The organism is Agilicoccus flavus, from assembly GCF_014857905.1.
In the GTDB taxonomy this organism is placed as follows: Bacteria; Actinomycetota; Actinomycetes; order Actinomycetales; family Dermatophilaceae; genus Agilicoccus; species Agilicoccus flavus.
In genome coordinates, this window is sequence record NZ_JACYXE010000024.1 from 1 (window position 1) to 11,508 (window position 11,508).

General features: G+C 70.9%; 8 protein-coding genes. 6 read left to right on the forward strand and 2 right to left on the reverse strand.

Going from position 1 to position 11,508, the window contains the following annotated elements; all coding sequences use genetic code 11:
- Positions 1–189: hypothetical protein (locus ICW24_RS18870; protein WP_226347271.1), on the reverse strand; the 189-nt coding region annotated here is incomplete at its 3' end.
- Positions 190–224: 35 nt separating this feature from the next.
- A complete protein-coding gene (locus tag ICW24_RS18875; protein ID WP_226347272.1) occupies positions 225–1,508 on the reverse strand; it encodes an MFS transporter in 1,284 nt (427 codons plus the stop codon).
- Between the two features lie 157 nt (positions 1,509–1,665).
- Between ICW24_RS18875 and ICW24_RS18880 the strand changes: the two genes are divergently transcribed.
- The 6 genes from ICW24_RS18880 to ICW24_RS18905 all read left to right on the forward strand — a co-directional run bounded on the left by ICW24_RS18880 (position 1,666) and on the right by ICW24_RS18905 (position 11,279).
- The gene (locus ICW24_RS18880; RefSeq protein ID WP_226347273.1) at positions 1,666–4,545 is read left to right on the forward strand and encodes an alpha-L-rhamnosidase; all 2,880 of its coding nucleotides are present in this window, start codon (positions 1,666–1,668) and stop codon (positions 4,543–4,545) included.
- A gap of 88 nt (positions 4,546–4,633) precedes the next feature.
- On the forward strand, positions 4,634–6,547 hold the full coding sequence (locus ICW24_RS18885; protein ID WP_226347274.1) for a bifunctional metallophosphatase/5'-nucleotidase: 1,914 nt from the start codon (positions 4,634–4,636) through the stop codon (positions 6,545–6,547).
- A gap of 324 nt (positions 6,548–6,871) precedes the next feature.
- Positions 6,872–7,966, forward strand: coding sequence for a LacI family DNA-binding transcriptional regulator (locus ICW24_RS18890; protein WP_226347275.1), 1,095 nt, complete (start codon positions 6,872–6,874; stop codon positions 7,964–7,966).
- A 187-nt stretch (positions 7,967–8,153) separates the two neighbouring features.
- Complete coding sequence (locus tag ICW24_RS18895) at positions 8,154–9,491, forward strand: ABC transporter substrate-binding protein (protein WP_226347276.1); 1,338 nt, start codon at positions 8,154–8,156, stop codon at positions 9,489–9,491.
- A 31-nt stretch (positions 9,492–9,522) separates the two neighbouring features.
- The gene (locus ICW24_RS18900; protein WP_226347277.1) at positions 9,523–10,452 is read left to right on the forward strand and encodes a carbohydrate ABC transporter permease; all 930 of its coding nucleotides are present in this window, start codon (positions 9,523–9,525) and stop codon (positions 10,450–10,452) included.
- Positions 10,452–11,279: a carbohydrate ABC transporter permease gene (locus ICW24_RS18905; protein WP_226347278.1), complete on the forward strand. Its 828-nt coding sequence runs from the start codon at positions 10,452–10,454 to the stop codon at positions 11,277–11,279. Before ICW24_RS18900 ends, ICW24_RS18905 begins: the two co-directional genes overlap by 1 nt.
- Positions 11,280–11,508: the final 229 nt, after the last annotated feature.

The window sequence follows — 11,508 nt, forward strand, 5'->3', positions numbered from 1 at the left end:
GGACCCGGAGACGGGCCGGCCGTCGATCCGTGCCTCGTAGACGCCGTGGGCGGTGGCGACCAGGCGGGCCGAGGCGACGTCGGCGGCGGGCCGGGTCAGCCCCAGCTCGCGGGTCAGGACGACGGCGGCCTCACGCGGCGCCTCGGCGGTGATCATCTGGGCGTGGTCGAGCATGGGGGTCCTCTTCACATGGGGGTGATCGACGAACGGTGACGGGTGGTTCACTAGGCCGGCGCGACCGCCGGGTCGAGCTCGCTCTCGACGTCGAACTGATTGGCGACGCCGCGCCGGAAGGTGAACCAGGCGATGAGCAGGCCGACGACGACGAGCAGCGACAGCCCGGCGTACAGCACCTGCGGGCCGGCACCCATGAGGCGCGGCGTGACGAGCGCGAGGGCGCCGGCGGCGAAGCGGGCGATAGCGATGATGTACCCCTGCGCCTGGCTGCGCAGCAGGGTCGGGAAGGACTCCTGCATCCACACCTTGAGGATGCCCTCGAAGGCGAAGGCGCCGCCCACGCCCTGGCAGAGCTGCATGACGATGAGCGTGGCGAGGTTGAAGCCGAAGACGACCGGCAGGATGAAGCCGAGTGCGTAGACGACCGCGCCGAGGGCGAAGTAGTTCATGCGCCGCTGCGTGTCGACGATCTTCATGAACCAGAGCCCGGCGATGAGGCCCACGGGGAACATCGCGAGGCCGATCTGGGAGTTGAGCTCGACCGAGATGCCGACGACGTTGACCGCGAGGTAGGTGCCGAACTGGCCGCCGGTGTTCGCGGCGAGGTTGACGAGGCAGTAGAAGCCCATGAGCGCGAGGAACGGGCGCCGGTACTGCGCGCCCATGAGGTCGCGGAACGCGACCTTGTCGGCGCGGATCGTCTGGACGCCGGCGCGGCGCTCGTCGCGGGCCTGCGCCCAGGACGCGGACTCCGGGATGCCGATGCGCAGGAAGAAGAGGACGAAGGCGATGACGCCGACCTGACCGAGCATGATCTGTCCGCCGAGGCGGCCAAGCCCGCCGGCCACGGAGGCGATGGCGATCGTGCCGATGATGCCGCCGACCCAGAGCAGGTTCGACAGGCCGATGATCTTCCCGCGGTTCCGGTCGTCGCAGGCCTCGCCGATCGTCGCGAGCGAGACGGGCAGGTCGGCCCCGGTGCCGAGGCCCACGAGCATGGTGCCCACGAAGAGCATGGCGAACGAGGTCGTGAAGACGAGCAGCGCGCTCCCGACGACGATCATCGCCATCGTCACCATGAAGACCGAGCGGCGGCCGAATCGGTCGCCGAGCCGCCCCCCGACGAGGGCGCCGATGGCGATGCAGAAGGTCAGCGTGGCCGACAGGATGCCGATCTGGTCCGCGCCGAGGCCGATCGTGTGCTGGTAGATGACGAGCGCGATGCCGCTGCTGACGATCGCCGCGGCGTCGATGTAGGACGCCATGCCCGACACCACGCCGACGTACCAGGGATTGGGCATCCGGTGCGCCGGCTCGTGGGCACTGGTCATGGGCTGCTCTCCTTCGAACCCGTTCGTTCCGCCGTTGAAACGAATCAATTTCGCCGAGCGTAACGGCGCGGAGGCGGATCCACAAGGCCCACGTGGCCCCGATCTGCTGCTGCGCAGGCGCCCGGGAGACGGCTCGGCACTGCTAGGCTCCCGCGTCATGAATCGTTCCAACGACGGGGCGTTCTCGTCGCCCCGGCTCGGCCATCTGCGCGTCGACGACCTGCGCGAGCCTCTCGCGATCGAACCGGGCCGCCCCCGCTTCGGCTGGCACGTGCTCGATCCCGGTGGCCTGGGCGTGCGCGTGAGCGCGCACTGGATCGTCGTCGAGGAGGACCGGCCGGCCGGGGCGGACACGGGGCCGACGACGGACACCGGCTGGATCGACGGCCCCGGCGGCGTCGCCGAACGGGTCCCCGGATTCACCGCGGCGGAGGGACGCGACTACGCGTGGACCGTGCGGGTGCGGCTCGAGGACGGCCCGGAGCTGGAGGCGCAGGGGCGTTTCGGCGTCGGGGTGACCTCGGCCTCGGGCGGCTGGTCGGCGCCGTGGCTCGAGCCGGCCCAGAGCCCGGTCGTCGTCGAGGGCCCGACGGGCGTCGGGCCCGAGCTCTTCGCGCCGCGGGAGGACACGCCGCCCGGGGAGCGCCTGCACCCGCCGCGGTACCTGCGGCACCGCTTCACCCTGCGCGAGCGCCCCGTCCGCGCCCGGCTGCGGGTGACGAGCCAGGGCGTCCAGCAACCCTTCCTCAACGGCGCCCCGGTCGGCGACGAGGTGCTGGCCCCCGGCTACGCGAGCTACCACCACGCGCTGCCGGCGACGACCCACGACGTGGGCGCCGCGCTCGAGGCCGGCGACAACGTCCTCGGGCTCGTCCTCGGCGACGGCTGGTGGGCGGGGCGCATCTCGATCCTCGGGCGCAGCGCGCAGTACGGGGACCGGCTGCGGGCGAGCTGGCAACTCGAGGTGGTCTACGCCGACGGCTCGTCGCAGACGATCGTGCCGGGCGAGTCCGTGCGCTCCTCCCGCGGGCCGATCGACTACTCGGACCTCTTCATCGGCGAGCGCCACGACGCGCGCGCGGCGATCGACGGCTGGGCTGCCGCGGGTTTCGACGACTCCGACTGGGAGGCCGTCCGCGTCGTCGACGTGCCGACCCCGATCGTGCCCTTCGTCGGCGAACCGGTGCGCCGGGTGCTCGAGCTGCCCGTCCGCGAGGTGACGCACTCCCCCGACGGCGCCGCCGTCGTCGACATCGGGCAGGTCGTCGCCGGGCGCATGCGCCTACGCGTCACCGGGCCGGCCGGGACCGTCGTGCGTCTCGAGCACGCCGAGGTCGTCGACCGCGACGGGGGGTTCCTGCGCAACATCATCGGCGTCAACAAGGACCAGGTCGACGAGTACGTCCTGCGCGGGGATCCCGACGGCGAGACGTGGGAGCCGCTCTTCACCTTCCACGGCTTCCGCTACGTCAGGGTCGTCGGCTGGCCCGGGCACCTGGACCCCGGCGACCTCGTCGCCGTCGTGCTGAGCAGCGATCTCGAGCAGACCGGCGACTTCTCCGGCTCCGACCCGCGGCTCGACGCGATCGTGGCCAACACCCGCTGGTCGCAGCGCGCGAACTTCCTCGCCGTGCCGACCGACTGCCCGCAGCGCGAGCGGGCCGGCTGGACCGGCGACCTGCAGATCTTCGCGCCGACGGCGGCGACGCTCATGGGCGTGTCCGCGTTCCTCCGGCGCTGGTTCGCCGACCTGCGGGCCGAGCAGGCCCGGCGAGGCGGCATGGTGCCGATCATCGTGCCGATGCCGCCGGCGATGGCGCCGGGCGTCGACGACCCCGCCACGGCCACCGACACCCCCGCTCCGGAACCCGCCCCCGCGCCGGACGCCGGCGGGCCCGCCCTCGCCGGGGCCCTGACCCTCATCGACGGCGCGGCCGGCTGGGGCGACGTCGTGACGATGACGCCCATGGCGCTCTTCGAGCGGTACGCCGACCCCGGCGTGCTGGGCGACAACCTGCAGGCCATGCGGGACTGGGTCGACTGGCAGACGCGCGAGGCGACACGGCTGCTCCCCGGGCGGGTGCGCGCGGCCGACCTCACCCCGGAGGAGCGCGAACGGCACCGGATCCTGTGGAACGGGGCGCTGAACTTCGGGGACTGGCTCGCCCCGTCGACGCTCGCGGGCGACGACGACTTCCTCGCGATGATGCGGGCCCCCCTGACGACCCACGAGATCGTCGGGCCGTGCTTCCAGGCCCACTCCCTCGACCTGCTCGCCCGGGCCGAGGAGCTCGCCGGCGACCCCGGCGCGGCTCCCGACCTGCGGCGCCGGGCCGCCGACGTCCGGGCCGCCTTCACCGCCGAATACGTCGACGACTCCGGGCGGCTCACGACCGAGTTGCAGGGCACCTACGTGCTGGCCCTCGCCTTCGACATGGTGCCCGCGGACCTGCGCCCGCGCCTCGTCGAGCGGCTCGTCGAGCTCGTGCACGCGGCGGACGACCACCTCGACACCGGCTTCCTGTCCGTCCCCTACCTGCTCGACGTGCTCTGGGACGCCGGGCACGCCGACCTGGCGCGCCGGCTGCTGCGCCAGGACACGATCCCCTCCTGGCTCTACGAGGTGGACATGGGCGCGACGACGATCTGGGAGAGCTGGAACGCCGTACACCCCGACGGCAGTGTCGACCTCGTGTCGATGAATCACTACGCCTTCGGCTGCGTCGTCGACGCGATGGTGCGCCGCCTCGCCGGTATCGACCTCGTCGAGCCGGGCTACCGCGTGAGCCGGATCGCCCCCGACCTCGACGGGTTCCTCGATCACTGCGCCGCCCACGTGGGCACCCCCTACGGGCGGCTCGCGGTGTCGTGGGAGCGGCGGGGGGACTCCGCGGTGGTGCGCCTCGAGGTCCCCACCTCGACGGTCGCCCGCCTGGAGCTGCCGGACGGCTGGTCGGCGCAGGACGACCGCCGCGACGTCGGCCCCGGGCGGCACGAGATCGAGGCGCGACGCCACGAAGCCGGGGCGCCCCGGTGACACCGAGAATTCACCGCGCGGGCTGCCGCGGGAGGTGGATCCCGGCCTAGGGTGAGGCGATTCGACCCAGCCCTCGCCAGGAGGTCCGATGTCACCTCGCCCCACCCGCCGCGTCACCACCGTCGCCGCGCTCGTCGTCCCGCTGACCGCGATGTCGCTCGTGGCCGGCGCCCCGGCCGCGCCGGCCACGGCCCGGGCGGCGGAGCGGGCGGCTGCCGCGCCTCCTGCGGCGACCGCGGCGGTATCGACGGCGTCCACGGCCCCCGGTGCGTCCCCCGCGTCCACGGCCTCCGCCGCCCAGGGGCAGGCCACGCAGGCCACGGTCGCCGGGTCCTCCACCTCAGGCGGCGGCGAACGGCGCCGCCCCCGGCTCACGACGGTGCAACTGCTGAGCTTCAACGACTTCCACGGGCACCTCGAGGCGACCGATCCCCCGCTGGCCCCCGCCCTCGACCCGCGTCAGACCCCGGTCGGCGGCGCCGCCTACCTGCACACGACCCTGCAGAAGCTGCGCCGCACCGCGCCCGGCGGCGCGCGCGGCAGCCTGACGGTCGCGGCCGGCGACCTCATCGGCGGCTCGCCCTTCCTCTCGGGCCTCTTCCACGACGAGCCCTCGGTCGAGTCGCTCGACGCGCTCGGGCTCGACGTCAGCTCGGTCGGCAACCACGAGTTCGACGAGGGCACCGCCGAGCTGCTGCGGATGCAGCGGGGCGGGTGCCACCCGAAGGACGGCTGCTCCACCCCCAAGGCCCCCTACCGGGGCGCCGACTTCCGGTGGCTCGCGGCCAACGTCGTCAAGAAGGACGGCTCGGGCACGCTGCTGCCCGGCACGAGCATCAAGCGGATCAACGGCACGCGGGTCGGGTTCATCGGCATGACCCTCGAGGCGACGCCGACCCTCGTCAGCCCCGCCGGCGTCGCGACCGTGCGGTTCACCGACGAGGTCGCCACCGCGAACCGGCAGGCCAAGGCACTGCGCGCGAAGGGCGTCAAGGCGATCGTCGTGCTGCTGCACGAGGGTGGGTACCAGACCGGCACGTACAACCAGTGCACGGGCATCTCGGCGCCGATCGCCCAGATCGCCGCCCGGATGACGCCCGAGGTCGACCAGATCGTCACCGGCCACACCCACCAGCCCTACGTCTGCTCCCTGCCCGACCCGGCCGGCAGGCCTCGACTCGTCACGAGCGCCGCCGACTACGGACGCGCCGTCACCGAGACCAGGCTCGTCATCGACCGCCGCACCGGCGAGGTCGACCGGCGCCGCACCAAGGCCACCAACCACCTCGTGACCCGGGCCGTCGCACCCGCGCCGGCGCAGCAGGCCCTCATCGCCAAGTGGACGAAGCTCGGCGACGCCCGCGGCTCGAAGGTCGTGGGTTCGGTGGCACAGGACATCCTCGGCGACTCCGGCGGGGACCGCGGGATCGAGACGCCGATGGCCGACGTCGTCGCCGACGCGATCCTCGCCGCGACCGACGGGGCCGACCAGGGTGGCGCCCAGATCTCGTTCATGAACGTCGGCGGGGTGCGCGCGAGCCTGGCCCGGGCGCCCAAGTACGGCGAGGCTGCCGGGGCGGTCACCTACCGGGAGGCCTACGACGTCATGCCGTTCGGCAACCGGATCGTCACCGTGACGATGACGGGCGCGCAGATCAAGGAGGCCCTCGAGCAGCAGTACCAACCGGTCGCGGCCCGCGGCTCGCGCCCGATGCTCGCGCTCGGGGTCTCGCGCGGCTTCACCTACGAGTGGAACGCCTCCGCCCCGCAGGGGTCGCGGGTCGTCACCGGGTCGATGAAGCTCGGCGGCACGCCGATCTCGGCGACCGGCACGTACCGCGTGAGCACGCTGAACTTCCTCCAGGAGGGCGGCGACCTCTTCACCGCCTTCACGAAGGGCACCCGACTCACCGGCGGGCCCGAGGACCTCCAGGCCCTCGTCGACTTCCTCGGCGCGAACCCGGGGCTCACGCCCCCGGCCGGCCGGGTCGGGGGTCTGTGAGGGACGTCCGAAAGCCGCGCCCCGCCCGCCCCAGGACGTGCCGACGAGCGGCGGATGATCTCGACGGCCGACCCGCCGACGCCTGTCCCGGTCGTGTTCGGTGCCGGGTTACCGTGTGGGAATGGGAAGGCGAGGACGGTCTACGGCCGGCGTCAGTGACCTGACGTGCGCCACCCGGTCGTCGGTCGGAGCGCTCTCCGAGGAGCTCCACCGAGCGAAGGCCGCGGCCGCGGTGATCCATGGCTCGGACAGGGGCGACAACCCGGGAGCCGAGGGTCGCGTGGACGTCGACCGATCTCCTCGCAGGTTGAGCGGCGACGGGGAATGACCGGAAGCACACCTGCGGACCCCAGCGTCGCTCGGACACCGGGCCGGAAGGTCTCGCTGCGCGACGTCGCCGCGACGGCCGGGGTCTCGCCCGCCGCGGTGTCGAAGGTGATCCGCAACGCCTACGGGGTGAGCCCGGGCATGCGAGAACGCGTCCAGGCTGCGATCGACGAGCTGGGGTACCGCCCGCGCTTCGCGGCCCGGGCGATGCGCGGGTCGAGCTTCACCATCGGGCTCGAGCTGCCGGAGCTGTCGAACGATTTCTTCACCCAGATCGTGGGCGGGGTCGCGACGGTCCTGGCCGACACCCCTTACCACCTCATCGTCGCGCCCGGGCTGGGTTACCTCAGCGCCGAAGCGGTCCTGGACTCGCTCATCGACCGACAGGTCGACGGCATCATCGCGCTCGCCTCGAAGGTGCCGCTCGAACGGCTCGAACAGGTGGGCACCCAGGTGCCGCTCATCCTCCTCGGGCGGCACGAGGCGTCGGTCTCGTTCGACACGGTGAACAGTGACGACGTGGCCGGCACGAGACTCGTCCTCGACCACCTCCTCGGTCTGGGACACACCCGCATCGCCCACGTCACCCTGCGCCCCTGGATCGCGACCGCCTCTCAGACCCTCCGCCACGACACCTACGTGACACACATGGAGCGCGCCGGACTCGAGCCGCAGGTCAGCTACGTGCGGCTGGTCGAGGACAGCGAACGGGTCGGAGCCGGCACGGACTCTCACCGCGGGGTCGATCGCGACGTGGGGGAAGCCGTCGCCGAACTCCTCTCGCGATCGCCACGCCCGACGGCCATCTTCGCCGGGCACGACATGCTCGCCCTCGACACCCTGCGCGTGACACGCGCCGCAGGTCTCGGACCCCACGAGGTCGCCGTCGTCGGGTACGACGGCGTGGCCATCGCCGACCACCCGCTCGTGGACCTCACGACGATCGACCAGTCCGGCCCGACGATGGGCGCGACCGCGATCCGGCTCCTCATGGAGCGGATCCTCGGCGACCGGAGCACGGCCGTCCACGAAGAGGTCGGTCCGGCCCTGCGTCTCGGAAGAACGAGCGCCCCGCCCGTCGCCACCAGCTGACCTCTCCCCCCGCCCGACCGGCCTGGTGATGCGGGCTCGGATGAATCGTTCCAACAAATTGTGTAGAACGATTGACACCACGAGTGAGACGGCGCCAGACTCGTGCACACGCACCCAGGCACAGGCGCCTCGCCGAGAGCGATCACCTGAGGGCCGACGCTTCGCTCCCACCCGCTCGGAGGCTTCAATGACGAACTTCACGCGACGCCCGCTCATCGCGGCGGTCGCGGCCACGGCCCTCACCCTCCCGGCGAGCGGCTGTGCCGCCGGCAGCCTCGGCACCAGCGAAGATGGTCAAGGTGGGGCGGGCAAGGTCTCGATCCACTTCCTCGTCGACAGCGGCGAGAACACGACGGCCAGCGCGAAGGCGATGGTCGCCGCCTTCACCGCCGTCAACCCTGACGTGAGCATCACCATCGAGTCGCGACCCGGTGGCTCCGACGGCGACAACATCGTCAAGACCCGACTCGCCACCGGCGACATGCCCGAGGTCTTCCACTACAACAACGGCTCGCTGCTCCAGGCGCTCAAGCCCGAGCAGACGCTCACGCCGCTCGACGATCTGCCCGGCGCCGCCCAGTTCGACCGCGACTTCGTCCGCTCGACGCAGGGTCGAGACGGCAAGCTCTACGGCGGCCCGTGGGGCACGGCCTACGGCGGCGGCATCTTCTACAACGTCCCGCTCTACTCCAAGCTCGCTCTGCAGATCCCCAAGACGTGGGACGAGTTCATGGCGAACAACGAGAAGATCAAGGCCTCGGGCGTCGCCCCGCTCGCTCAAACGTACGGCGAGTCCTGGACGGCCCAGCTCCCCGTCCTCGCGGACTACCACAACCTCAAGACCGCGGTCCCCGACTTCGGTGAGCAGTACACCGCCGGTCGGGCCAAGTTCGCGACGACCCCGGCCGCGCTCGCGGGCTTCCAGCACATCCAGGAGCTGCGCGACAAGGGGTACTTCATGAAGGGCTTCGCCTCCGCCAAACTCAACGACGGGCTCAAGGCCGTGGCCACGGGAATCGCCGCGCACTACCCGCAGATCGGGGAGACGGCCAGCGGATTGAAGGACGTCGCGCCCGATCACGTCGACGACGTCGGATTCTTCGCGCTCCCCGGCCCCGACGCCGCGACCAACGGCCTCACCGTGTGGCCGGGCAACGGAATGTACATCCCCAAGACGGCCGAAGGCGACAAGCTCGAAGCCGCCAAGCGGTTCGTGGCCTTCTCGGCGACCCAGCCGGGATGCGACGCCTACTCCCAGGGGAGCCCGCCGCAGGGCCCCTTCCTCACCCCCGAGTGCCAGTTGCCTGCCAAGGTCTCGCAGGTGGCCAAAGACACCCAGGCGTACTTCCGCGCGGGCACCACGACGCCCGCACTCGAGTTCGAATCACCCGTCAAGGGCCCGGCGCTGGAGCAGATCTGCATCCAGGTCGGCACCGGTCAGGTCGACGCCACCAAGGGCGCGGAGCTCTACGACCAGGACGTCAAGAAGCAGGCGAACCAGCTCGGCCTTCCCGGCTGGCAGTGACCTCTCGCCCCAGACCCCCAAGGACCTCGCCATGACCCACACCGCGCCCCTGACGAACCAGGCCGGCACCGCGCGCACCCGGCCGCCCCGCGCCGGACGGTCCCGCCGACGCACCGGCCCCTATCCTCTGTATTTCCTTCTCGTTCCAGCCGTGATCTACGGCGTCTTCTTCGCACTGCCGACGCTCCTGTCGTTCTACTACTCCTTCACCCGGTGGGACCTGTTCACCGCGACGTGGATCGGCGTCGACAACTATCGCGCGTTCTTCGGGGAGCAGGCGCTCGTCACGGGTCTTCGGAACACGTTGGTCTTCGGCGTGCTCACGTCGGGCGCGAAGGTCGTGCTCGGCTTCCTCCTCGCGCTCATGCTCACCTCGAAGATCATCGCGCGTGGCTATCTGCGCTCGGTCATTTTCTTCCCGGTCCTCGTGAGCACGATCGGCGTGGGACTCACCTTCACGATCCTCATGAATCCCGAGCGCGGACTCATCAACCAGGCGCTCGGCACGATCGGTGTCGCCGGCCCGGGCTGGCTCACGGATCCCGCGCTCGCGCTCATCTCCGTCGCCCTCGTCGACATCTGGAAGGGGGTCGGCCTGGCCACCGTCATATTCATCGCCGGCCTCGTGTCGATCCCGACCGAATATTACGAGGCGGCGGCCCTGGACGGTGCGAGCAAGTTCCAGATCGTCCGCAACGTCATGCTGCCGCTCTGCCGGCCGGCGACGGCCTCGGTCATCACGCTCTCGCTCATCGGGGGATTGCGCTCCTTCGACCTCATCTGGGCCATGACCAAGGGCGGACCCGGATTCGCCTCCGACGTCATCGCCTCGGTCATCTACAAGCAGTACCAGGCCGGCTTCTACGGCCTGTCCACCGCCGGAAGTGTCGTGCTCTTCCTGCTGGTCACGATCATCATGGTGCCGCTGACCTGGTGGCTCAACCGCGGAGAGGACAACTGATGAGGAACGTGCGTGGAGTCATCGGCGGAGGCGTCGCCATCATCGTCACCGGGATCTTCTTCCTCATCCCCTTCGCCTTCATCCTGCTCACCGCGGCGAAGGACAAGACCGAGTCGGCCCTTCTGGAGTTCTCGTGGCCCAAGAACTTCGTGCTCTTCGAGAACCTGCAGGCGGCCTTCGTCGCCCGCGACTACCTCATGATCATCGCCTTCTTCAACAGCCTCGTGCTCACCGTCGTGAGCGTCGCTGCGCTCGTCATCTTCAGCGCGATGGTCGCCTACATCTGGCAGCGCCGCGGCGGGCGCAGTGCGGGCTTCGTCAACGCGGCCGTGCTGCTCGGCCTCATCGTCCCGCCGGCCATCGTGCCGACCGTCTTCGTCCTCCAGAAGCTCGGGCTCTTCAAGACGATGCCCGGCCTCATCTTCATCGAGATCGCCTACGGTCTGCCCTTCTGCATCCTGCTCTTCCGGGCGTTCCTCGCGGGCATCCCGCGCGAGCTCGACGAGGCCGCTCTCGTCGACGGCGCCGGGCCGATGTCCATCTTCTTCCGAGTCATCCTGCCCGTCATGAAGTCCGTCATCGTCACGGTGACGATCCTGCAGACGGTGTTCATCTACAACGACTTCCAGAACCCCCTGTATTTTCTGCCCGGCAGCGGTGCCCCGACGATCCAGACGACGCTCATGGGTTTTCAGAGTCAGTTCCTCACCCAGTACCACCTGCTCTTCGCAACAATCCTGCTCGTCACGCTGCCCCCGCTCATCATGTTCATCTTCTTCAACCGCAAGATCGTCGAGGGAATGGCGGCAGGCTCCGTCAAGGGCTGAACCTGCCGCCCCGGCACGCCCACCGTTCCCCTCACTCCCGGAGTGATCTCTGCTCATGCTCGACAGCGCCCAGCTCATCACGGCCGTCACCGACCGCGCCGCCGCCGTCGTCCTGACCCGCGACATCGTGCTCGATCAGGCGCGCGAGGAGGTGACCGACGCCCGGCTGCGCGCAACCGCACACGGCGTCTACGAGGCCCGGATCGACGGCACGCCGGTGACGGACTCG

Excerpts from the sequence above, each read along its gene's own strand:
- ICW24_RS18875 (WP_226347272.1), bottom strand. The coding sequence starts at position 1,508 with ATGACCAGTGCCCACGAGCCGGCGCACCGGATGCCCAATCCCTGGTAC.
- ICW24_RS18880 (WP_226347273.1), top strand. The coding sequence starts at position 1,666 with ATGAATCGTTCCAACGACGGGGCGTTCTCGTCGCCCCGGCTCGGCCAT.
- ICW24_RS18885 (WP_226347274.1), top strand. The coding sequence starts at position 4,634 with ATGTCACCTCGCCCCACCCGCCGCGTCACCACCGTCGCCGCGCTCGTC.
- ICW24_RS18890 (WP_226347275.1), top strand. The coding sequence starts at position 6,872 with ATGACCGGAAGCACACCTGCGGACCCCAGCGTCGCTCGGACACCGGGC.
- ICW24_RS18895 (WP_226347276.1), top strand. The coding sequence starts at position 8,154 with ATGACGAACTTCACGCGACGCCCGCTCATCGCGGCGGTCGCGGCCACG.
- ICW24_RS18900 (WP_226347277.1), top strand. The coding sequence starts at position 9,523 with ATGACCCACACCGCGCCCCTGACGAACCAGGCCGGCACCGCGCGCACC.
- ICW24_RS18905 (WP_226347278.1), top strand. The coding sequence starts at position 10,452 with ATGAGGAACGTGCGTGGAGTCATCGGCGGAGGCGTCGCCATCATCGTC.